Below are 21,189 nucleotides of genomic sequence, written 5' to 3' on the forward strand. Positions count from 1 at the left end.
CCGGTGCCGATGGCCGTACGAAAACGCCTTCCGTTTCCTCGCCAACTGCTGATTGTCAGCAGCCTGGCCTGCCTGGTCGCATGCACCCAGCAGCAGGGCCGCGACATGCTCACCCAGTTCGGCAATGGCAAGCCCGACGAGCTGTTCCAGACCAGTGTCGACCGCATGGCCACCCTGGCCATGCGCGATAACCTGCAAAGCCTGTACCTGCTGATGAACAAGCTGTACCTGCGCAACCCCAACCAGTGGCGGCAATCGGGTTACCTCGACGCCACCACGGCGGCGCGGCAGATCCGCATTGCCATCGAGCAGCGCCAACCGCTGGCGCAACTGGGTGAGCGGCGTGACCTGGCCGCCTTGAGCTATGCCTTGAGCCCGGAGTTTCGCGGCGACCGGGTGGGCGCATTCATCTACGCCATCGGCAGCATGCTGGTCACCGCCCACGGCGGGCGCACCGAATTCTACATGACCGATACCCTCGACCCGCTGTTCATTTACAACGCAGCGCGCAATATCGAGAAGGCCACCTGGATGCTCGGTCAGCGCCAGGACGCCAATGGCGTGCTCCTGCTGTTTTCCAACGAGATCTCCGAGCAAGGCAGCAATCTGAGTTTCGCGGTGGAGTTCGGCAAAGTGGTCGCCCGCCTGGATCTGCTGACACAGATGCTCGACGAACGTTATCGGCGGATCGGCCTGAACTATGCGCAAAGCCTGCTATTGATGAACTTCCTGCCAGTGCAGTGACCCTCGCCCGCTAATCACCTGAGTGAGCGGCTGGTTGCACTGGCAAGTGCATACGACGCCTGTGACAGATCAGGAGCTTTCCCTCACCATCAGTTCGAACCCCAGGTCCTGCTGCCCGGCGGCCACCCGCTTGCCATCGAGCAACGCCAGCAGCGCCTGCGCTGCGCCACGGCCAACCGCCGCACGCGGGGTACGGATCGAAGTCAGGCGCGGGACCATGTGCGCCGAGGCCGGCAGGTCATTGAAGCCGACCATCGCCACCCTGCGTGGCACTTCGATGCCTTCGCGCAGAGCCTGCAGCACCGCGCCCTGGGCCAGGTCGTCGTTGCAGAAGAAGATGCCATCGACATCCGGCGCCCGGGCCAGCAGGCGGCTGAACAGTGTGCCGCCCAGGCCGATGGACGAGGGTTGCGGGTCGAGCACTTCAAGCTCGGCGGCTTGCAGACCAGCCTCGGCGAGGGCTTGGCGGAAGCCCTCGGCACGCTGCATCACCCGTGGGTCGAGCTGCGCGGCGATGAACCCCAGGCGTCGGCGGCCACGCTCGATCAGGTGCCGCGCCGCTGCGCGCCCGGCCGCGTGCTGGGAGAATCCCACCGACAAGGCATCGTCCTCGCCGCCTAGCTCCATCATGTGTACACAGGGCACCTGGCTGGCGGCGAGCATCTGCCGCGAGGCCTCGCTGCGCTCGAAGCCGGTGAGCAGCATGCCGCACGGCTGGTAGGCCAGGTAGTTGCGAATGAGGTTCTCTTCCTCGGCGATATCGTAGTGGTAGTTGCCGATCAGCACTTCCAGGCCACGGGGCCGCATCACCTCGTGGATGGCCTCGAGGGTATCGATGAACAGCTGGTTGGACAGCGAGGGGATCAACACCACCACCGACTGGCTGCGTGCCGACGCCAGGGCACGGGCCGCCGGGTTGGCGACATAGCCGAGGGTCGCCGCCGCGGCCATGACCTTCTGCGCCAGCTCCGGCGCGACCGTGCTGACGCCACGCAGGGCGCGGGAGGCGGTGATGGGGGAAACCCCGGAAAGCCTGGCGACTTCCGCCAGGGTGGGACGACCAGTGGTACGCGAGCCAGTGCGGGACATGAGTGTTGTAATTTTACCGCTTGCAGGAATGGGGAACGGTCACTAAGGTAGCGCTGTCTCTGAATGCAGGCAATGCAATCTTGGTAGCAGGCATGCGTTCAGCGTCCATACTGCCAAAGACAAGATCAATAACACCCGGGAGGGTGGCGCAATGGCTTCTGGTTCGTCCCGACCAAGACAGCGCTATCTCACCCAGCAGGAGGTACAGATGAACCCTTCCCTGTCCGCGATCGTGGTCATGGGCGTGGCCGGCTGCGGTAAAAGCAGCGTCGGCGCCGCCATTGCCACCCGCAGCGGCGGCCGCCTGATCGAAGGCGATGCCTTCCACCCCGCCGCCAACATCGCCAAGATGAGTGCCGGCATTCCCCTGAACGACGACGACCGTGCCGGCTGGCTGGTACGCCTTGGCCAGGAGCTGCAAGCCACCCTCGCCGCCGGCGAGCGCCCCATTCTCACCTGCTCGGCCCTTAAACGCCGGTATCGGGACACCCTGCGCCAGGCCGTGCCCGAGCTGTGCTTCGTGTTCCTCGAACTGACCCCGCAGGAAGCCGAGAAGCGCGTGCTGGCGCGCCCCGGCCACTTCATGCCGGCCAGTCTGATCGACAGCCAGTTCGCCGCGCTCGAGCCCCCACACGCAGAGCCGCTGACCCTGGCCCTGGACGCCACCCGCCCGCTGACCACGCTGGCCGAGGACGTACACCAATGGCTAAAGCCTTGCGGTGAGCGGGCGCTGGCGCGGACTGCCTGACCCGGCGGTTTATCCGGCTCACCAAAGACAGCGCTGTCTCCAGGCCCTGAAGGCTGAATGACGCAAGACACGCGACACCAAAACAACAACGAAAAGACCGAGGTTCACGAACCATGTTCGGACTGGCTACCGATACCTTCTTGTTGCTCGACGCACTGGTCACCATCGTCGGGCTCATCCTGCTGATCACCCATTTCAAAGTTCATCCCTTCGTCGCCCTCACCATAGCCGCGGGCTTTCTCGGCCTGACCTCCGGCATGCCGGTGGCCAAGGTGATGAAATCGTTCCAGGACGGCTTCGGTGGTGTACTGGGGTTCGTCGGCATCGTCCTGGCCCTGGGCACCATGCTCGGCAAGCTGATGGCCGATTCCGGCGGCGCCGACCAGATCGCCCAGACCCTGATCCGCGCCTTCGGCAAGCAGAAGGTGCATTGGGCGATGATGTTCGCCGCCTTCCTGGTGGGCATCCCGCTGTTCTTCGAGATCGGCTTCGTGCTGCTGATCCCGTTGGTGTTCATCGTCGCCCGCCGCTCCGGCGTGTCGCTGGTGAAAATAGGCATCCCGCTGCTGGCAGGCCTGTCGGTGGTACACGGCCTGGTGCCGCCGCACCCGGGGCCGCTGCTGGCGATCGGCATCTTCCACGCCGATATCGGCAAGACCATCTTCTATGGCCTGCTGGTGGCCCTGCCCACTGCGGTGATCGCCGGCCCCCTGTTCGGCAACTTCATCTCGCGCTACATCCCGGGTAACCCGTCCCAGGAGCTGATGGATCAGATCGCCCGCGAGTCGAACCAGCAGAACCTGCCAAGCTTCAGCGTGACCCTGATCACCGTGCTGCTGCCGGTGGTACTGATGCTGCTCAAGACCTTCGCCGACGTGGTACTGCCGGCCGAGCACATCGTGCGCCAGTGGATGGACCTGATCGGCCACCCGATCACCGCCCTGCTCGCCGCACTGCTGCTGGCCTTCTATACCTTCGGTTCGGCCCGTGGCTTCAACCGCCAGCAGATCATGAAGATGCTCGACCAGAGCCTGGCTCCCACCGCAGCCATCGTGCTGATCGTCGGCGCCGGCGGCGGCTTCAAGCAGATGCTGGTGGACACCGGCGTGGGCAACGTGATCGGGCAGATGGCGGTGCAGGCCGAGATCTCGCCGATCATGCTGGCCTGGCTGGTGGCGGCGGTGATCCGCATCGCCACCGGCTCGGCTACGGTGGCCACCATCACCGGCGCCGGCATCGTCGCCCCGGTGATCGACCTGGTGCCGGGGGTCAACCGCGAGCTGCTGGTGCTGGCCACCGGCGCCGGCTCGCTGATCCTGTCCCACGTCAACGATGCCGGTTTCTGGCTGGTCAAGCAGTACTTCAACATGACCGTGGCCGAGACCTTCAAGACCTGGAGCATGATGGAGACCATCCTTTCGGTGGTCGGCATCATCTTCATCATGCTGCTATCGATGGTGGTGTGACCGTTGGTCGCCGTAATGGCACCTTGCTGATGGGGCCATGGCCCATATGAGAACGAGGCCCTGCGCAGGCAGGGCCGACTTCTTGTCATCGCAAAGGAGCTTGCCCGTATGAAACGTTCCTTCCTGCTTGCCGCCCTGCTCGCCTCGCCCCTGGCCTTCGCCGCCGGCACCGGCGCCACCTACCCTGACGACCCGCACAACCCGGCGCCCAAGCCCGGCGTGGACAGCACCCTCAACCCGATCGAAAAGCCCATGCCACGGGATACCGACCCGCGGATCAAGGGCAATGACCCGGACAGTCCGCCAGCCGAGCAGAACGATGATCGTGATCTGCCGGGGATGGGTGGTAGTGGCTCGGAGGGGATGGGGCGTGAAGGCGCAGGCTCAGGCAACGGCGGCAAGCCCTGAGCTTTGTGAAAACGGGTTTTACTCAGCACAGCAAAAAAATCCCGCTGCCTGACGGCCTGTGAAGCCCATCGCCGGCAAGCCGGCTCCCACCCGACCGCGCCGCCCTCAAGCCAAGCGCTATCCCTGTGGGAGCCGGCTTGCCGGCGATGGGCTGCATGGCAGCCCCACAAACGCGAAACTGACAGGCAATCAGCCCGCCCGCTCACCATTGCCGTTTGTCCGGCCGGGTCAACCCAAGCTTCTCGATCTTGTAGCGCAGCATATCCCGCGACAGCCCCAACAACCGTGCCGACTTGGTGACGTTCCAGTCGGTGCGGTCGAGGGTGCGGCAGACCATGTCGCGCTCCATGTCCGGCAGGCTGGCAGCTGCCGGTGGCTCGTGGCGTGGCACCTCGAATGCCAGCACCTGCGCCGGCTGCGCCAGCGGCTCGTCGATCAGCGTCATGCACAGGTTCAACTGGTGGGCGCCGATCACCTCGCTGGGCGCCAGCAGCACCGTCTGCTCGAGCATGTTGCGCAGTTCGCGCACGTTGCCCGGCCAGCTGTAACCCAGCATCAGCGCCTCGGCCTCGGCCGAGAAGCGCAGGTTGGGCTTGCCGTAGCGCCGCCCGTGATGGGCCAGGAAGTGCCGCGCCAGGCGCAGGATGTCCTGGCCACGGGCAAACAGGCGCGGCACCTTGAGGGCAATGATGCGCAGGCGGAAGAACAGGTCGCGGCGGAACTTGCCCTGCTGGACCATCTGCTCCAGGTTGCAGTTGGTGGCGCTGATCACTCGCAGGTCGACCTTGCGCTCCTTGACCGCGCCGATACGGCGAATGGTGCGATCCTCCAGCAATTTCAGCAGCTTGGCCTGCAGCACCAGGTCCATCTCACCGATTTCGTCGAGGAACAGGGTGCCGCCATCGGCCGCTTCGACCAGGCCCACGCGGCGCTCCTTGGCATCGGTGAACGCGCCCTTCTCATGACCGAACAGCTCGGCCTCCAGCAGGTTGGCGGGGATCGAAGCGCAGTTGAACTCGATGAACGGGCCCTTGGCCCGACTGCCGTCGAAATGCAGGGCGCGCGCCACCAGCTCCTTGCCGGTGCCGGTCTCGCCCTCGACCAACACTGGCGGCAGGTCACCGCTGGCCATGCGCTGCTCGGCGTCGAGCAGTTGACGCAGGGTGTGCTTGAGCTCGAGCATGGCCGGCGACTCGCCGATCAAGGCCTGCAAGCCGGACTTCTGCGCCTCGCGCTCCTGGTAGAACGACAGCGTGCGCTCCATGCGCTCGGCGGCCAGGGCCTTTTCCAGCATCAGCTTGAGCTCGGCCAGCACCACCGGCTTGGTGAGGTAGTGGAACGCGCCCTCCTTCATGGCCAACACGGCGTCCTCGACGTTGCCGTAGCCGGTCATCATGATCACCTTGAGCTCCGGCGCCTGCGCCACCAGCGTGCGCAACAGATCGTGGCCGCTCATGCCGGGCAGTGAATTGTCGGTCAGCACGGCATCGGGCCGGGCGCGCTTGATCTGCTCCAGCGCCAGTTCCGCGCTGTGGCACACCGTGACCTCGAAACCCTTGAGGCTCAAGTAGGTGCGAATGTTGTCGGCAAGGATTTCATCATCCTCGACCACCAGGATGCTGTGCTCCATGGTCCCCTCCCGCTGCAATATTGAAAGTCAGGCTGACGCGGGTTCCTTCCTCTTCGCGGCTGGTCAGTTCGACCGCGCCGCCAAAGCGTTCCATGATCCTTTTGACCAGGGCCAGGCCAACACCCAGGCCGCCTTGCTTGGTGGTGAAGAACGGCTTGAACACCATGCGCCGCTGCTGCTCGCTCATGCCCTTGCCGGTGTCGCTGAGCTGCAGTTGCGCCTGCTGCCCCTCCAGCTGGCGCACCTCGGCGCGCAGCTCGCCACCTTGGGGCATGGCCTCCAGGGCGTTGGCAAACAGGCTGTTGAGGATCTGCGTCAGTTGCAACGGCTGGCTGGCCACCCATTGCGTCGCTGGCCCGTCGAAGGCGAAGCGCACGTTGTTGCGCTCGATCTGCGGAGCGAAGGCCTGCCGCGCATCCTCGACGGCCGCCACCAGGTCGACCGACTCGGCTTCGTCGCTGGTCGGGCGCAGCGACACCAGCAGGTCGCGGACCCAGCGCGACATGCGGTCGACCTGGGTGATGATGTCGCCGATGTTCTTCTGCGCCGCCGGGCTGGCGATGTCCTGGGCCAGTTCTGCGCTGGAACGGATATTGGCCAGCGGGTTGCGCAGGCTGTGTGCCACCGCCGAGGACATCTCGCCCAGGGCCACATAGGTTTCGCTGGCCACCAGGCGGTCTTGCTGGTGATGCAGCAGGCTGGCGGCACGGCGCACGATCCAGAACAGGCCAAAGTAGATCAGCGCCCCGCCGACCAGGGTGGAGGCCCAGATCAGCACGTAGCCACGGTGAATACGCCGTACCAGGTCCTGGGGCTCCTTGTAGATCTCGACCATGGCCAGCACTTGCTCGCCCTGGCTGTCGAACAGCGGGATGTAGTTTTCGATGAACAGGTGCCGGGGCTCGCGCTGGAACTTCTGTTCTTCGCGGTCTTCATCGGCCTGGTGGTAGCTGGCCGATACCGACTTGCGCGAGCGGAAGGCGTGTTCCAGGTCGTCATCTTCATCGATGCGCTTGCCGATCAAGTGCGGGTTGGTCGACCACACCACCGTGCGGTCACGGGCATAGACATTGGCCAGCAAAGTGTCGGGCAGATGCTCGACGTGGTCGAGGAACTCTACCCGGGTCGACTCGGCCAACTGCGGCGTGAACTGCAAGTGCTGCTGGTCGAGGCGCGGATCTAGCAACTCGCCCATGGTGATGCCCGGCGGCAGCTGCGAGTGCCGCACCTCGGCCTGCGCCATGGCCTGGATGAACTGCGCAGTGAGCATGGCATCGCGCTCGACGCTGTCCTGCACCACGAAACGCGTCGACACATACCCCAGCCCTCCGGCGACCGAGGCGATGATCAGCAGGCTGACCAGCGAGAACCAACGCAGCAGGTTGAACTCGCGCAGCGGCGTGGGCAGCCCGCTGACGGGAGGCACGGCCTTGTCGTGGGCATCGTTTTCGAGCGTCTGCATCACGTCGTTCCCACCTGGAAGGCCGATGAGGCTCATCGGCACGCTGCTGCTACCAGTGGTAGCAAAATGACTTCATGAAGCCTTGGCCCAAGGTGTCAGGCTAGGGCCAAGAGTGATGTAGCAAGAAGCCAGCCAGTCAATGTCACCAAAATAATTTATATTTAAAATCATATAGTTAAATCAATTTATTAAGACTGAGTCTTGGATAGTTCCCCAATTTTGGGTAAAGATCACCCAAAATATATTTTCTATAAAAATCAATAACTTAAAATGTATTTCTATAGTGATTTATAGAGGTTTGGCCACGCGAAAACTCAACAGCACCCGCGTCCCCACTCCTTCGCGACTGCTCAAGCGCACTGAGCCACCGAAGCGCTCCATGCTCCTCTTCACCAGCATCAGCCCCACGCCAACACCGCCTTGCTTGGTGGTAAAGAATGGCCGGAACGCCAAGCGCTGCTGTTGCTCGTTCATGCCCTTGCCAGTGTCCGAAAGCCGCAGGCTCAGGTTGCGTCGGTCGTGACGCACCACTTCAACGCGCAGCTCGCCACCGGCCTCCATCGACTCCAGGGCGTTGGCGATCAGGCTGCTGAAGATCTGCCCGAGCAGCGCCGGCTGCCCCAGCACCTTGACATTCGGCAGCTCAGGCAGCAGCAGACGCACGCCACCGCGCTCCAGCACCAGGGCAAACGCCTGCAAGCTGTCGCGCAGGCTCTGCGCCACATCCACCGGCACGGCCTCGTCGCTGAGCGGGCGCAGCGACTGCAACAGCTCGCGCACCCACTGCGACATGCGGTCGACCTGGCTGATGATGTCGTTGATGTTCTTCTGCGCCGGGCCATCGTCGAAGGCCTGGGCCAGCTCGGCGCTGGAGCGGATGCTGGCCAAGGGGTTGCGCAGGCTGTGGGCCACCGCCGACGACACCTCGCCCAGAGCCACGAAGGTTTCGTTGCCGATCAGCCGCTTCTGCTGCACCGCCATCAGCCTGGCAGCGCGGCGCATGATGCCGTACAAGCCGACATACACCAGCCCGACGCCCACGGCGATGGCCAGCCAGATCAGCAGCAGGCCGTGTTCGATGCGTACGATCAGGTCGTGGGGCTCCTTGTAGATCTCGACCATGGCCGTGACGTTCTCGCCGTCAGCGTCGAACAACGGGATGTAGTTCTCGATGAACAGCTGTTCGGGTGGGGTGACGAACTTCTGCTCGCTGCGCGCCTGCTCGAAGTCGTGGTAGCTGGCCGATACCCGCATCCTGTACTCGAAGGCCCGGTCGAGGTCATCGTCCGATTCGATCAGCTTGCCGATCAGCGCCGGGTTGCTCGACCAGATCACCGTGCGATCGGGGGCGTAGATATTGGCCAGGAGCATGTCCGGCAGGTGGGCGATATGGTCGAGGAACTCGCCTCGGGCCCGGCGCCGAGCCTCGGGGTCGACGTCGGGCAAGGCATGGTCGGTGCGTGGGTCGAGCAGCTCGCCCATGGTGCGCACGTTGGGGATCGACACATGGCGCACCTCGGCGTCGGCGATGGAGGTGATGAACTGGGCGGTGAGCAAAGCATCGCGCTCGACGCTCTCGTCGATGATGAAGCGGCTGGAGATCAGACCGAGGCCAACCCCCACCGACAAGATGATCGCCAGGCTGACCCAGGCGTACCAGCGCAGCAGGTTGAACGGCTTGCGCGCCTGGCCGGCTTCGGCGGGCAGCATTGTGTCGGGACGGGGGGCGAGGTCCATGGCGGGCTCCGCGGCAGGGCACCTCTAGAGGTTATAGCCCAAAGCTGGGGAAAGCATGGGTGAGGCGAGGCGATTGATCGCGTGAGGGCCGCCAGGTGCTCGCCGCAACCCTTGCAGCGCCTGTAAGATCGAGCGCCGCCCGCGCGGCGCATCGCTGGCAAGCCAGCTCCCACATTTATTTCGGGCCAGTTATGCCTGCGCCGCCGCGGCTGTACGCCTTGTGGGTACGACACGGTCTCAGCGTGGGCATTACTGGCGTCCGGCTTGTCTCAAGACATGCACCAGGGCGGACAGTGACAACTTCACAGGACAGACTTGCCCGAAACAGATGTGGGAGCAGGCTTGCCAGCGATGCGCCGCGCGGGCGGCGCTCGATTTCACAGGCGCTGCAAGAATCACGGTGAACACCTTGCCCCTCAAAGCGGCGCATCCCCAGCCAACCCGCGCAGCAGCCGGTAGTCACGCAACACATTCGGCACGTAGCGCTGGGTCTCGGCGAACGGCGGCACCACCCGCCCGCGGCTGAGTACCGCCTCGGGCCCCGCATTGTAGGCTGCCACCGCCAACGTGATGTCGTTATCGAACAGCTGGAGCATGCGCTTGAGGTAGCGTGCCCCGCCCTGCACGTTGGCTTGCGGGTCGAGCACATCCTTGACGCCCATCGCCTTCGCGGTGTCCGGCATCAGTTGCATCAACCCCGCCGCGCCCTTGGCCGAGCGAGCCTTGGGGTTATAGCCGGACTCGGCCTTGATCAACGCGTGCAGCAACGCCTGGGGCACTCCATGGGCCAGCGCGGCGGCCGCCACCAGGTCTGCATAGGGCCGTCCGGTGATCAGTTGCGCATCGATCGGCCCGCCTGCTGTCGCGCGTTCGCTGACCACGCGGTCGTAGTGCCGCCCTGGCCGATGCACATTGGACAGCACGAAGCCGCCCTTGCCATCACTGGAGATGTAGATGTCGGCCTGGGCGCCGAACACCATCAGGCCCGCCGCCAGCCCCACGATCAGTCCACGCATGTCGCTCGCCTCCGGCCCAAACACTCGAGAGTGGCCCCCGATGTGGGGGAAATGCCCCGCCAATCCGGGCTTTTCGACTACGACGCAAGCCGCGTGCCGCCCGCTGTGGCCCATGGCGCAAGGGCCCGACGCAGACGTGCATGGCTGTTGCATGGCAGGGACAAACGCAACGGAGGGTTTCACCATGCAGCGCAGCATCCGTAGCCAACGCGGCTTCACCCTGCTCGAATTGTTGGTGGTGTTGGTGGTGTTGGGCCTGTTGGCCGGCATCGTCGCGCCCAAGTACTTCAGCCAGCTCGGCCGTTCGGAGGCCAAGGTGGCACGGGCACAGATAGAGGGCTTGGGCAAGGCTCTGGACCTGTACCGCCTGGAAGTCGGCCACTACCCCAGCAGCGAACAGGGCCTGCAGGCCCTGGTGGTCGCCCCCGGCGGGGAGACACGCTGGTCGGGCCCTTACCTGCAGAAGGCCGTGCCACAAGACCCTTGGGGTCGCCCCTACATCTACAAACAGCCCGGCGAAAACGGCGGTGAGTACGACCTGCTGTCGATGGGCAAGGACGGCCAGCCCGGCGGTGACGGCGAAAACGCCGAGATCACCAGCTGGCAATAAGGAGCCCGACCATGCGCTATCAGCTCAAGGCCCTGGGAAGCCAGGGCGTAGTGCAATTGCAGGTGGAGGCCGAGGACCGCGACCAGGCCCGGCGCCAGGCCGAGGACCAGGGCTTGCGCGTGCTCAGCGTGCGCAGCCAGGGCCTGGCCTGGCGCCGGCGCGCGGCGACGTTCGACCTGATGTTGTTCAGCCAGGAACTGGTCACCTTGCTCGGCGCCGGGCTGCCGTTGATCGACGCCCTCGAAAGCCTGGCCGAGAAAGCCCCTGGCGGCGCCGCGCGCAAGACCCTGGAGCAACTGGTGCGCCAGCTCTATGAGGGGCGCTCGCTGTCCCAGGCCCTGGCCCAACAGCCTCGAGTGTTTCCGGCGTTGTACGTGGCGTTGGTGCAGTCCAGCGAACGCACCGGCGCCCTCGGCGACGCGCTCACCCGCTACATCGGCTATCGCCAGCGGCTGGACCTGGTCCGCCAGAAGCTGGTCGGCGCTTCGGTGTATCCGCTGCTGCTACTGCTGGTGGGTGGTGGCGTGGTGCTGTTCCTGCTGGGTTACGTGGTGCCGCGCTTCAGCCTGGTGTTCGAGGGCATGGGCACCGAGCTGCCATGGTTGTCGCGGGTACTGATGCGCATCGGCCTGTTCCTGCATGCCCAGCAACTGCCCCTGGGGCTGTGTACGCTTGCCAGTGTCGGCACCCTGGTTGTCCTACGCCGCCACCCAGCCGTGCGCCGTGGCGCCAGCCGCCTGCTACGCCGACTGCCCGCGCTGCACCAACGCCTGGTGATGTATGAGTTGGCGCGCTTCTACCGTTCGCTGGGGATTCTGCTGCAAGGCGGCATCCCCATCCTCACCGCGCTGGGCATGGCCCGCGGCCTGCTGGGCAACACCGCGGCCGAGGGCTTGGAGCAGGCTGGTCTACGGGTCGCCGAGGGCCTGCCGTTGTCCGATGCGCTGCAGGCCGGCCAACTGGTGACCCCGGTTTCGCTGCGCCTGCTGCGTGCCGGCGAGCAATCGGGCAACCTGGGCGAAATGCTCGAGCGTTGCGCGGATTTCCACGACCAGGAGATCGGTCGCTGGGTGGAATGGTTCGTCAAGCTGTTCGAGCCCTTGTTGATGACCTTTATCGGTCTGCTGATCGGGCTGATCGTGATCCTGATGTACATGCCGATCTTCGAGCTGGCATCGAGCATTCACTGAAGCCAAGCGATCCCCAGCACGCAACGGCTCAATAGTCGAACTGCTCCACCGCCCTGCGCCGCTCGTTGTCATCGCGCCGGTCATAGCTCGCGGTGGTCTGGATGTTGGCATGGTGCGCCAGCTTCTGCGCGATCGACAGGTCGTGCTCCTCGATCACCCGGGTGATGAACGCCCGGCGGAAATCATGGGGCATGATCTTCGCCCCCACCTGCGCCCCGCGCTGGCGGGCGATGTAGTAGATAGCATGCTTGGTGATGCGCGCGCGGGTAATGTGGCTGCCACGGCGGATACGGTTGAACAGAAAACTGTCGTCGCGCTCGCCAGCCACCAGGTGCTGGCGGCGCAGGTCGAGCCAGGCCTGCAGCTTGTCGAAGGCCCAGGCCGGGGCGTACTTCACCAGTTGACGATTACCCTTGGCCAGCACCTGCACGCTGCGCTCCTGAAAATCTACCTGATCCAGGTTCACGTCGACCGATTCGGACTTGCGCATCCCGGTGCCATAGAGCAACGCCAGGATCGCCGCGTCGCGCACGCCCTGCGGGCGCGGGTCGGCGGCGCACACGTCCATCAGCTCGCGGATCAGGCTGCGCCGCAGGTTGCGCCCCGGTGGCAGGCGGCTACCGCCGGCGGGCTTGACCTCGCGGATCAGCAACAACTGTTCGTGCTCGATCAAGCCCTGGCGCCAGGCCTCGTTCATCACCCCGCGCACGGCATTGACGTACAAGGACGACGTGTTGGGCGCATAACCATCGGCGCGCAGCGCCGCGACCAGGGCGATCACATGGCCAGGCTCCAGGCGGTGCCAGGGCACCTCGGCGATATCGCAGTCGGCAAACCCCAGGCGGTCGGCGGCGTCCTGCAGGATGTAGCGCATGGTCAACTGGCTGGATGGGGCCAGACGGGCGAGGTACTGCAGCAGCGGATTGCGCAGGAGATCGGTCACAACGGGGATCCTGTAGCAAGGCCGCCCTGACGCTAAAGGCGAGGCGGCGCAAAGCGAGTCATTTAAACCATGATTAAGGTCAAAAAGACTACAAAGATAAAGCGTCATAATGACTACAAACAGTGCCATCACCTTGATATTCAAAGGCTTTGAACGCTGGCACGGTTCGTGATGGTACCCCATTCAACCGTTTCAATCGAACCAAGGTCCTTGCCATGCTCGTCCAGCCGATCACCGCCCGCCCACGTCAGGCCATCTGGGCCCTGGGTTTCCGACCCTTTTTCCTCGGCGGCAGCCTGTTCGCGCTGATCGCCCTGCTGCTGTGGGCCGGCGTGCTCGTCGGTGCGTTCGAGCTCAACCCGGCCGGCGGCATGCTCGCCTGGCACCGCCATGAAATGCTGTTCGGCTTCGCGGTGGCCATCGTCGCCGGCTTTCTGCTCACGGCCGTGCAGAACTGGAGTGGTATCCCCGGCCTGAGCGGGCGACCGCTGCAGGGGCTGTTCCTGCTCTGGCTCCTGGGCCGAGCGGGTTGGTTCCTGCCCTTGCCCGCCTGGCTACTGGTGCTGATCGAAGGCGCCTTCCTGCCCCTGGTGGCGCTGACTCTGGCGCGACCGATCATCCAGCGCCGACTGCGCAACAACTACCCCATCGTCGGCCTGGTGCTGCTTATCGCAGCTTGCCAGTGGCTGACCTTGGCGGGCTGGCTGCAAGACAACCCCGTGTGGCAACAACGAGGTGTACTGGCCGGCCTGTGGCTGGTGGCGGCGATGATGAGCGTGATCGGCGGGCGGGTGATCCCGTTCTTCACCCGCCGTGGCCTGGGCAACATGCGCCCGGCACCGGCTCGACCCTGGCTGGACCGCGCCTGCCTGCTAGGCAGCGTGGCGCTGCCGCTGACCTATGCACTTGGGCTCAACGACGCGCCACAACCCCTGATGGCCGTGCTGTTCGCCGCCCTTGCGGTACTGCATGGTGTGCGCCTGGCGTTGTGGCATGACCGTGGCCTATGGCGGGTTCCGCTGTTGTGGTCGCTGCACTTGGCCTATGCCTGGCTGATTCCCGCCTGCCTGGGGCTGGCGCTATGGCATGTCGAAGTGGCGATCAACCCAAGCCTTGCCGCCCACGCCCTGACGGTCGGCGCCATGACAGGACTGATCGTGGCGATGATGGCACGGGTCAGTCTGGGGCATACCGGGCGACCGCTTCAGGTACCCCGCAGCGTGGGTTGGGCATTTGCGTTGATTCAGTTGGCGGCGTTAGCCCGCGTGGTGGTGGCAGCGTTCACCCCGCTGGGGCTGGGATTGTCGGTGTCGTTCGCCAGCGTGGCACTGCTGCTGTTCCTCTGGCATTACCTGCCGATCCTGCTGCGGCCGCGAGTGGACGGCATGCCGGGCTAACGGGCATGCCCCGCGCCAGGGCCGCATCTGGTCTACAGTTGAAGCCACGTTCACTGGCGAAGGGACCGCATGGCCTTCCACCACCTCACCCGCACCCACCCGCGCTTGAGCATCGCCACCCTGGCCGGCCTGCTCGGTGGCTGGCTGATCCCCTCCGGCGATGCCGTGCAGCATGTCCTTGTCGGCTGGAACCTCGGCGTCTGGCTCTATCTCGCCATGGTCCTGTGGCTGAGCCTGCGGGCCAATGCCGAGCGGGTACGCAAGGTCGCCCGCATCGAAGATGAAAACGCCGGCCTGGTGCTGATCACCGTGTGCGTTTCGGCCATCGCCAGCCTGGCGGCAGTCACCCTGCAACTGGTGTCCAGCCGCGGCCTGGAGGGCAGTACGCTGGGCTTGCACTACCTGTACACCGGGCTGACGGTGGCCGGCTCCTGGCTGCTGATCGGCTGCATCTTCAGCCTGCACTACGCCCGGCTGTTCTACACCGGCGACCGCCATGAACCACCGCTGCGCTTCGCCGACGGCGAGCGCAACCCGGACTACTGGGACTTCCACTACTTCTCGTTCACCATCAACGTCGCCGTACAGACCTCCGACATCGGCGTCGGCGGCCGGGCCATGCGTCGGGTGGTGCTGGCCCACTCACTGGTAGGCTTCGTGTTCAATACGGCGATCCTGGGCTTCACCATCAATATCGCTGCCGGGCTGCTCGGCCAAGGCGCGTGAAGCACAGTTGCGGATGCGCCGGCATACCTGTGCCAGCACCTGCGCCTCGAGCACCAATCCCAGCCGCACATGTCCCGCTGCGCTGGGTCCGAAACCATCGCCCGGTAGCAGAGCCACGCCCTCCTCGTCCAACAGACGTTGGGCGAATGCCTGGGCGCTGAGCCCGGTGCCACGGATATCGAGCATCACGAACATGCCTCCCACTGGCCGATGCGCATGGATGCCGGGGCAACCTTCGAGCAAGGTACACACCCGGTCGCGCCGCGCTCGGTACACCTCGCGCATTCGCCGTACCTCGCCTTGAGCCTGATCCAGGGCTACGCAAGCCGCCTGCATGACGAACTCCGGCAGGCCGAACAGCATGCTCATCACCAGGTTGCCGAGGTGTTGGGCAAACAACGGCGGACCGATCACCCAGCCGACACGCCAGCCACTCATGGCGTGGGACTTCGACAAACTGCCGATCGACACACAGCGCTGGGCCATGCCCGCCAGGCTCAGCGGGTTCGGTGCCTCGCCGTCGTAGAGCAGTGACTGGTAGACATCGTCGCAGATCAGCCACAGGTCGTGTTCCTGGCACAACCGCGCCAGACGCTTGAGGTCGGCCAGGTCGATGGCCGCCCCCGTGGGATTGTGCGGGCTGTTGAGCAACAACCCGCGACTGCGTGGCGTAATCGCCCGCGCCACCGCCGCCGGGTCCAGACGAAAGCCCTGCTCTGGGCGCACCGGCACCTGTACGGCGCGCGCGCCACAGGCACCGAACACGGTGTGATAGGTGACGTACATGGGCTCGGCGACGATCACCTCGTCGTCCGCTTCGAACAGGCACTGGAAGGTCGCGTACAGTCCGCACTGCGCCCCAGCGGTCACCACCACCCGCTCGGGGTCGAGGGCTACCTGGCTGTGTCGAGCGACGGCCTGGCGGAGTGCGAGGCTGCCGCGCACGTCGCTGTAGTGAGTTTCGCCGCGGCGCAAGCTGGCGATCGCGGCCTCGACCACCGGTAGTGGCGTGTCGAAATCCGGGTCACCTACCGACAATAGGAAGACTTCACGCCCCTGCCGACGCTGCTCCAAGGCCTGGTAATGGATATCCCAGGCCGCGATTGCGTGGCCGACGATGCGCTGGGTGAGCGTGGAATAACGCATGACTGTCTCCCTGTCTGCCAGCCGGCGCCGCTGGTCCGAAAAGCGCTGACGGTAAACATAGCAGAGCGCTGCTGGCTGCCAGGCGCCGACCCACGGGGAAAACGTTTGCCTGGCCCCTGCGCGCCCACCGTTCATCGTGACAGGACTGTGACCGCCGTCATGCATTAGTACATCTGCCATATTTTCCAGCGAATACTGCCATGGCAGGTGCTAAGGTTAGAGTCCTGACGGCCAGGACGGCCTAACCTGCTACCGCTTTGCAATCACCACGTTCACGAACAAGGAGGCTGGCATGAACAAGATGACGTTCCCCAACGCCTGCCAGGTGATGCGCTGGCATTTCCACCCGCTGGGTTTCGAGGCCAGCATGGATGCCCCGCGCAGCATGGTCGCCCGGCTGTTCGACCGCGCCACTGGCGAGACCTTGCTGGCGATTGCCGGCATCCCCTGCGCCACCGTCATGCCCGCCGCCGATGTCGAGCGGATCATCGAGGCCGTGGAAGCCGAGATGGAGACCTTCGATCTGCTGGCCAGCCCACTACGCAGCGCGGTTTAGCCCTCCTGGGCCTGGCGCGCCTTGAGCGCCTGCAATCCCTTCATGAACTGCTCCGGCGGCACCGGCTGGCCGAGCAGGTAGCCCTGCAGCGAATCGCAACCCAGCCGGGTCAGGAAGTCCTGCTGACGATCGGTTTCCACCCCCTCGGCGACGATGCGCAAGCCCAGCGCCTGGCCCAGGGCGACGATGGCCGAGACAATCGCTGCGTCATCGCTGTCTTGCTCCAGATCGCGCACGAAGCCACGGTCGATCTTCAGTTCGTTGGCCGGTAGGCGCTTGAGGTACATCAGGCTGGAATAGCCGGTGCCGAAATCGTCGATGGACAGGTCCACACCCATGTCCGACAGGCGCTGCAGCACATGCAGGCTGGCGTCGGCATCACGCATGGCGGTGGTTTCGGTGATTTCCAGGGTCAGGCGGTTGGGCGGCAGGCCATTTTCCTCCAGCGCGCGGGCCACGCTGTCGACCAGCCCGGCGTGGCAAAACTGGATGGCTGAGAGGTTGACCGCGATCCGCCATTCTTCATTGCCCTGTTCCAGCCACTGGCGCATCTGCCGGCAGGCTTCGCCCAGCACCCACTCGCCAATCGGGATGATCAAGCCGGTCTTTTCCGCCAGGCCGATGAAGCGGTCCGGCAGCATCAGGCCATGTAGCGGGTGTTCCCAGCGCAGCAATGCCTCGGCGCCAATGGGCTGGCGCTGCACGGCGTCGAACTTGGGCTGGTAGTGCAGGCGGAACTGGCCCTGGTCCAGGGCCGTACGCAGGTCCTGCAGCAGTTGCAGTTGCTGGCGCGCGTTGCTGTTCATCGAGGCATCGAAGAAGCTATAGCCGTTCTTGCCGGCGCTCTTGGCGTGGTACATGGCGGCGTCGGCGTTGCGCAGCAGTTCGTGCTGATCCAGGCCATTGCCTGGGTACAGCACGATGCCGAGGCTCGCCGACAACTGCAGGTCGTGCTCGACCACGCGGAACGGCCTGGCCATCAAGTTGACCTGCTTGACCGCGACGTTCATGGCATCGTCCGGCTCGTCCAGCTCCACCAGCAGCACGAACTCGTCGCCACCGATACGCGCCAAGGTGTCCTGGCTATGCAAATGGCCACGCAGACGCGCAGCGACTGCCTTGAGCAGCTGGTCGCCGACATGATGGCCGAAAGCATCGTTGACGGGCTTGAAACCATCCAGATCGATGAACATCAGGGCAAAGCACCCGCCCTGCTCCGCCACCCGGCCGATAGCCTGGTCGATGCGGTCGGCGAGTAACGTGCGGTTGGGCAGCCCGGTCAGGGTGTCGTGCAGTGCCAGTTGAGTCAGCTCTTGGTTGGCCAGGGTCAGCGAGCGCGCCAGTTCCGCAGTGCGCGCCTCCAGCCGGGCATCGAGCACCGAAGTCAGCAGCGCCACCGCCAGCACCGCCAAGGTGGTGATCAGCACCAGATAGTCCAGGCCGTCGCCCGCCAACCCCGTGGCCAGCGCGCCGCAGAAACTGCCGGCCGGGAAATTGGCCGCGGCCATGCCGGTGTAGTGCATACCGACGATGGCGATGCCCATCACCACCGCCGCCACGCCACGGATCTGCCGCACATAGGGTGTGTGCTGGCGCAGGCGGAAGGCGATCCACAGCGCTGCGGCCGAAGCGCCCACTGCGATGGCCAGCGAGGCGCCGAACAGCGTCGGGTCGTAGTCGATACCCGGCTGCATGCGCAGTGCGGCCATGCCCATGTAGTGCATGCAGGCGATGCCGGTGCCCATGATCAGGGCACCGAATGCCAATTGCAGCCACGGTAGTTTTGGCTGGCTCACCAACCACAGGGCGAAGCCCGAGGACGCCACCGCGATCAACAGTGACAGTGCTGTGAGGGCGGTGTCGTAACCTAGCTCGATGGGCAACCTGAACGCCAGCATGCCAATGAAGTGCATCGACCAGATGCCGATCCCCATGGCCAGCGCCCCACCTCCCATCCACAGGTACACCGCACGGCCCTTGGCCGTGGCGATGCGCCCAGTCAGATCCAAGGCCGTGTAGGAAGCAAGGATGGCCACGCACAGCGAGATCAACACCAGCGAGGAGGAGTAACTACCGATCAACATTCGCAGTTCCAGGATCGTACCGGGCAAGCCCGGGAAAAGCCGATGATTGTACTCAAGCTTTGCCGAAACGCACGGGGTTTTCGCGCCTCGCGATGGATCCAAAAACCGCTCGAAAGACCTACAGTGAAGGGGTTAGAGCGTTTGCGCGAACAACTGAAGGCATAATGCCACTTGTCGTTCGCTTCTGCTCATGGCGGTTCGCGGGCAAAGCCATCGATCTGGCACGCTCCTGCAGATCCCTGACTACGAGAAACACCGAGCCAAGCGAAGCGACTCCAGCTAAGCTCAGCACACCACCACGCCGTTCCCGGAGCCTGCAATGGCCACCCTGCCCAGGCATGCAGTGCCGCTCGCCCTGCTCGCCATCACCCTGTCGGTCACGACCGGTTGTTCGAACAAGCACCCCAGCGCCCGCTACGCCGCCCAAGGTTCCAACTGCTATGCCAAGGCCTTGCCCAGCAGCGGCGAAGGCGGCCTGGCGTTCGGCCCGACACTGGCCACGGCGAGCAGAAAGTCACTGGACAGCTGCATGCGCTACGCCGGCAGGTCCGGGGGCACGCCGCGCACCTGTCAGGTCGTCGTGGCCAAGTGCAAGAGCTGAACTAGCCCAACGCTTCTTCGATCAGCGCGGCGACCTCCCATGCACGTGAAGCCAGCGATGCATGGCTGGCATCCAGGGTGATGACCTTGCGTGCCCGCAAGCGTGCCGACATCATCTGCTGGTTGGCTGGGGCGATCATGTGGTCCTGGCTGGAAATCTGGTACCAGGAAGGTTTGTGCTTCCAGGCCGGGTCGCTGATGGCGTCACCGAAGGTGCTCGCCAGCGGCGCCTTCTGCGTCACCGCCATGACCCATGCCTCATCCGCCGACAGATCCTGGCAAAAGCTTTCGTGGAACTTGTCGGCGTTGATCCACAGGTAGCCATCGCTGTCCGGCGCAAGGTTCGCTGCCGCGACAGGCGGATGCTGCTGCGTCAGGCCGCCTGGGCTTTCGCCTGCGTCAGGGGCGAATGCCGCGATATAGACCAGCCCCTTCACGTTCGCGGCGTTGCCAGCCTCGGTGATCACCGCGCCACCGTAGGAGTGCCCCACCAGCAGCACCTCGCCTTGTACCTGGGCCACCATCTTGCGGGTACGCTCGGCATCGTCGGCCAAGGAGGTCAGTGGCAGCTCCACGGCGCGCACGTCTTTAATGCCCTTGCGCGCCAACTCGACGATCACCTTCCCCCAATGGGCGGCCCCGCCCCAGAAACCGTGTACCAGCACGACTGTAGGCTTGCTCATGAATGAGTACCTTCGTGAGAGAAACAAGGATTGATTCGCCACAACAGCATAGGCCCCTCAACGGTCGGCCTTAGATCAAAAGTGTCGTGCGAGACAGCGGCCATTGAAGCGAACGACTCACTGCCCCGCCTGCTGACGTTGCCAGCGTTCCAGGTTCTCGGTTACCAGCCGTTCGGGCAGCGGACCCGCCACCAGCTCTTTCATCTTGCGCGCCAGCTGTTCGCGCAGCGCCGGCTGGTTGCAACCCGACTTGTGCGATAGCGCCAGGTACAGCCCTTCGCTGGATACCGGCGGCTCAAGTACCTCCAGCTCCTTTTCCTTACCCAGCGTGCGCGCCAGGGCCATGCCGGGGTACTGCTCGAAGATCACGTAGTCGCTGCGCTTGAGCAGCAGCTTCTGGAAGGCCTGGGTAACGCTGGGCACCGCTTCGAGATTGAGCTGCGCCCGGGCGTAGTCGTCGAACGCCTGGCCATGGCTATTGTTGACCAGCGTCCCGCCACGTCGTCCTTTCAGGTCGGACCAGTCGCTGTAGACGAAGCCTTCACCCTTGCGCACCCAGACCACGCTGGAATTGAACAGGAATGGCGGGCTGATGAAGTCGGTCAGCAGTTCCCGGGCCTGGGTGCGGAAGTAGCCGGCCAGCATGTCGATGCGCCCGCTGTTCACTTCCTCCTGGGCCCTGGACCATGGCCCGACGTACACCACGTCCACCACCAGGCCGAGGTCCCTGGCCACCTGCTTCAGCAAGTCGGCATTGGCGCCGATCAGTTGCTCGGGATTGTGCGGGTCGCGCCAGAGATAAGGTGGGTACTCCGGGTTGCCGGTAGCGGTAAGGTACTGACAGTTGTCGGCGGCGAAACCGAGCTTCGGGACCATGGCCAGCAGGCACGACAACCCTACAGACAGGCCCAGACAACGTCCGCTCATGGCGCTCCTCGTGCAATGGATTACGCC

At 64.7% G+C, this 21,189-nt stretch carries 20 protein-coding genes; 10 read left to right on the forward strand and 10 right to left on the reverse strand.

Annotated elements, in window-relative coordinates; genetic code table 11:
* The first annotated feature begins 9 nt into the window (after positions 1-9).
* Complete coding sequence (locus KSS90_RS13555) at positions 10-744, forward strand: hypothetical protein (RefSeq protein WP_217865958.1); 735 nt, start codon at positions 10-12, stop codon at positions 742-744.
* Positions 745-813: 69 nt separating this feature from the next.
* Here KSS90_RS13555 and gnuR read toward each other — a convergent pair whose 3' ends face one another.
* Entirely contained in the window at positions 814-1,833 is a 1,020-nt protein-coding gene (gene gnuR / locus KSS90_RS13560; protein ID WP_217865959.1) for a transcriptional regulator GnuR, read from the reverse strand.
* 208 nt (positions 1,834-2,041) lie between these two features.
* Here gnuR and KSS90_RS13565 point away from each other — a divergent pair, with 208 nt between their 5' ends.
* From KSS90_RS13565 to KSS90_RS13575, 3 genes are all read left to right on the forward strand, one after another.
* Positions 2,042-2,581 (forward strand): gluconokinase, encoded by a 540-nt coding sequence (locus tag KSS90_RS13565; RefSeq protein WP_217865960.1) that lies wholly within the window; start codon positions 2,042-2,044, stop codon positions 2,579-2,581.
* Positions 2,582-2,694: 113 nt separating this feature from the next.
* Positions 2,695-4,047 carry a GntP family permease gene (locus KSS90_RS13570; protein WP_038706074.1) on the forward strand — a complete coding sequence of 451 codons (1,353 nt, stop codon included), beginning with the start codon at positions 2,695-2,697 and terminating at the stop codon, positions 4,045-4,047.
* A gap of 108 nt (positions 4,048-4,155) precedes the next feature.
* Positions 4,156-4,455, forward strand: coding sequence for a hypothetical protein (locus KSS90_RS13575; protein ID WP_217865961.1), 300 nt, complete (start codon positions 4,156-4,158; stop codon positions 4,453-4,455).
* 202 nt (positions 4,456-4,657) lie between these two features.
* On the opposite strand, the gene KSS90_RS13580 is transcribed toward KSS90_RS13575, so the two are convergent.
* The 4 genes from KSS90_RS13580 to KSS90_RS13595 form a co-directional block, all read right to left on the reverse strand.
* Positions 4,658-6,085: a sigma-54-dependent transcriptional regulator gene (locus KSS90_RS13580; protein ID WP_217865962.1), complete on the reverse strand. Its 1,428-nt coding sequence runs from the start codon at positions 6,083-6,085 to the stop codon at positions 4,658-4,660.
* Positions 6,054-7,547, reverse strand: coding sequence for a sensor histidine kinase (locus tag KSS90_RS13585; protein WP_217865963.1), 1,494 nt, complete (start codon positions 7,545-7,547; stop codon positions 6,054-6,056). The genes KSS90_RS13580 and KSS90_RS13585 overlap by 32 nt, the downstream gene beginning before the upstream one ends.
* A 288-nt stretch (positions 7,548-7,835) precedes the next feature.
* Positions 7,836-9,284, reverse strand: coding sequence for a sensor histidine kinase (locus tag KSS90_RS13590; protein WP_217865964.1), 1,449 nt, complete (start codon positions 9,282-9,284; stop codon positions 7,836-7,838).
* 416 nt (positions 9,285-9,700) lie between these two features.
* Positions 9,701-10,300: a lytic transglycosylase domain-containing protein gene (locus KSS90_RS13595; RefSeq protein WP_217865965.1), complete on the reverse strand. Its 600-nt coding sequence runs from the start codon at positions 10,298-10,300 to the stop codon at positions 9,701-9,703.
* 184 nt (positions 10,301-10,484) lie between these two features.
* On the opposite strand from KSS90_RS13595, the gene gspG reads away from it, so the two are divergent.
* Both gspG and KSS90_RS13605 read left to right on the forward strand, forming a co-directional pair.
* The gene (gspG, locus tag KSS90_RS13600) at positions 10,485-10,910 is read left to right on the forward strand and encodes a type II secretion system major pseudopilin GspG (RefSeq protein WP_217865966.1); all 426 of its coding nucleotides are present in this window, start codon (positions 10,485-10,487) and stop codon (positions 10,908-10,910) included.
* A gap of 11 nt (positions 10,911-10,921) precedes the next feature.
* Complete coding sequence (locus KSS90_RS13605) at positions 10,922-12,100, forward strand: type II secretion system F family protein (protein WP_217865967.1); 1,179 nt, start codon at positions 10,922-10,924, stop codon at positions 12,098-12,100.
* Between the two features lie 28 nt (positions 12,101-12,128).
* On the opposite strand, the gene KSS90_RS13610 is transcribed toward KSS90_RS13605, so the two are convergent.
* On the reverse strand, positions 12,129-13,043 hold the full coding sequence (locus tag KSS90_RS13610; RefSeq protein WP_217865968.1) for a site-specific integrase: 915 nt from the start codon (positions 13,041-13,043) through the stop codon (positions 12,129-12,131).
* Between the two features lie 215 nt (positions 13,044-13,258).
* Here KSS90_RS13610 and KSS90_RS13615 point away from each other — a divergent pair, with 215 nt between their 5' ends.
* Together KSS90_RS13615 and KSS90_RS13620 are read left to right on the forward strand one after the other, a co-directional pair.
* Positions 13,259-14,440, forward strand: a complete 1,182-nt coding sequence (locus tag KSS90_RS13615) for an NnrS family protein (RefSeq protein ID WP_217865969.1) — start codon at positions 13,259-13,261, stop codon at positions 14,438-14,440.
* Positions 14,441-14,509: 69 nt separating this feature from the next.
* Positions 14,510-15,166: a DUF1345 domain-containing protein gene (locus KSS90_RS13620; protein WP_217865970.1), complete on the forward strand. Its 657-nt coding sequence runs from the start codon at positions 14,510-14,512 to the stop codon at positions 15,164-15,166.
* Here the strand turns inward: KSS90_RS13620 and KSS90_RS13625 are convergent.
* Positions 15,083-16,312: a pyridoxal phosphate-dependent aminotransferase gene (locus tag KSS90_RS13625; RefSeq protein ID WP_217865971.1), complete on the reverse strand. Its 1,230-nt coding sequence runs from the start codon at positions 16,310-16,312 to the stop codon at positions 15,083-15,085. The genes KSS90_RS13620 and KSS90_RS13625 overlap by 84 nt on opposite strands.
* 292 nt (positions 16,313-16,604) lie before the next feature.
* Here KSS90_RS13625 and KSS90_RS13630 point away from each other — a divergent pair, with 292 nt between their 5' ends.
* Positions 16,605-16,868 (forward strand): DUF1652 domain-containing protein, encoded by a 264-nt coding sequence (locus tag KSS90_RS13630; protein WP_217865972.1) that lies wholly within the window; start codon positions 16,605-16,607, stop codon positions 16,866-16,868.
* Here the strand turns inward: KSS90_RS13630 and KSS90_RS13635 are convergent.
* Entirely contained in the window at positions 16,865-18,952 is a 2,088-nt protein-coding gene (locus tag KSS90_RS13635; RefSeq protein WP_217865973.1) for a putative bifunctional diguanylate cyclase/phosphodiesterase, read from the reverse strand. The two genes, KSS90_RS13630 and KSS90_RS13635, sit on opposite strands and share 4 nt — an antisense overlap.
* Before the next feature lie 319 nt (positions 18,953-19,271).
* Here KSS90_RS13635 and KSS90_RS13640 point away from each other — a divergent pair, with 319 nt between their 5' ends.
* Positions 19,272-19,553 (forward strand): hypothetical protein, encoded by a 282-nt coding sequence (locus KSS90_RS13640; protein ID WP_217865974.1) that lies wholly within the window; start codon positions 19,272-19,274, stop codon positions 19,551-19,553.
* A gap of 1 nt (position 19,554) precedes the next feature.
* Here KSS90_RS13640 and KSS90_RS13645 read toward each other — a convergent pair whose 3' ends face one another.
* Both KSS90_RS13645 and KSS90_RS13650 read right to left on the reverse strand, forming a co-directional pair.
* On the reverse strand, positions 19,555-20,235 hold the full coding sequence (locus KSS90_RS13645; RefSeq protein ID WP_217865975.1) for an alpha/beta hydrolase: 681 nt from the start codon (positions 20,233-20,235) through the stop codon (positions 19,555-19,557).
* Positions 20,236-20,352: 117 nt separating this feature from the next.
* On the reverse strand, positions 20,353-21,162 hold the full coding sequence (locus KSS90_RS13650; protein WP_217865976.1) for a substrate-binding periplasmic protein: 810 nt from the start codon (positions 21,160-21,162) through the stop codon (positions 20,353-20,355).
* Positions 21,163-21,189 lie beyond the last annotated feature (27 nt).

The organism is Pseudomonas maumuensis, from assembly GCF_019139675.1.
In the GTDB taxonomy this organism is placed as follows: Bacteria; Pseudomonadota; Gammaproteobacteria; order Pseudomonadales; family Pseudomonadaceae; genus Aquipseudomonas; species Aquipseudomonas maumuensis.

Excerpts from the sequence above, each read along its gene's own strand:
- gspG (WP_217865966.1), top strand. The coding sequence starts at position 10,485 with ATGCAGCGCAGCATCCGTAGCCAACGCGGCTTCACCCTGCTCGAATTG.
- KSS90_RS13575 (WP_217865961.1), top strand. The coding sequence starts at position 4,156 with ATGAAACGTTCCTTCCTGCTTGCCGCCCTGCTCGCCTCGCCCCTGGCC.
- KSS90_RS13570 (WP_038706074.1), top strand. The coding sequence starts at position 2,695 with ATGTTCGGACTGGCTACCGATACCTTCTTGTTGCTCGACGCACTGGTC.
- KSS90_RS13605 (WP_217865967.1), top strand. The coding sequence starts at position 10,922 with ATGCGCTATCAGCTCAAGGCCCTGGGAAGCCAGGGCGTAGTGCAATTG.
- gnuR (WP_217865959.1), bottom strand. The coding sequence starts at position 1,833 with ATGTCCCGCACTGGCTCGCGTACCACTGGTCGTCCCACCCTGGCGGAA.
- KSS90_RS13635 (WP_217865973.1), bottom strand. The coding sequence starts at position 18,952 with ATGTTGATCGGTAGTTACTCCTCCTCGCTGGTGTTGATCTCGCTGTGC.
- KSS90_RS13625 (WP_217865971.1), bottom strand. The coding sequence starts at position 16,312 with ATGCGTTATTCCACGCTCACCCAGCGCATCGTCGGCCACGCAATCGCG.
- KSS90_RS13580 (WP_217865962.1), bottom strand. The coding sequence starts at position 6,085 with ATGGAGCACAGCATCCTGGTGGTCGAGGATGATGAAATCCTTGCCGAC.
- KSS90_RS13590 (WP_217865964.1), bottom strand. The coding sequence starts at position 9,284 with ATGGACCTCGCCCCCCGTCCCGACACAATGCTGCCCGCCGAAGCCGGC.
- KSS90_RS13555 (WP_217865958.1), top strand. The coding sequence starts at position 10 with ATGGCCGTACGAAAACGCCTTCCGTTTCCTCGCCAACTGCTGATTGTC.
- KSS90_RS13585 (WP_217865963.1), bottom strand. The coding sequence starts at position 7,547 with ATGCAGACGCTCGAAAACGATGCCCACGACAAGGCCGTGCCTCCCGTC.
- KSS90_RS13650 (WP_217865976.1), bottom strand. The coding sequence starts at position 21,162 with ATGAGCGGACGTTGTCTGGGCCTGTCTGTAGGGTTGTCGTGCCTGCTG.
- KSS90_RS13640 (WP_217865974.1), top strand. The coding sequence starts at position 19,272 with ATGGCCACCCTGCCCAGGCATGCAGTGCCGCTCGCCCTGCTCGCCATC.
- KSS90_RS13645 (WP_217865975.1), bottom strand. The coding sequence starts at position 20,235 with ATGAGCAAGCCTACAGTCGTGCTGGTACACGGTTTCTGGGGCGGGGCC.
- KSS90_RS13630 (WP_217865972.1), top strand. The coding sequence starts at position 16,605 with ATGAACAAGATGACGTTCCCCAACGCCTGCCAGGTGATGCGCTGGCAT.
- KSS90_RS13615 (WP_217865969.1), top strand. The coding sequence starts at position 13,259 with ATGCTCGTCCAGCCGATCACCGCCCGCCCACGTCAGGCCATCTGGGCC.
- KSS90_RS13595 (WP_217865965.1), bottom strand. The coding sequence starts at position 10,300 with ATGCGTGGACTGATCGTGGGGCTGGCGGCGGGCCTGATGGTGTTCGGC.
- KSS90_RS13565 (WP_217865960.1), top strand. The coding sequence starts at position 2,042 with ATGAACCCTTCCCTGTCCGCGATCGTGGTCATGGGCGTGGCCGGCTGC.
- KSS90_RS13620 (WP_217865970.1), top strand. The coding sequence starts at position 14,510 with ATGGCCTTCCACCACCTCACCCGCACCCACCCGCGCTTGAGCATCGCC.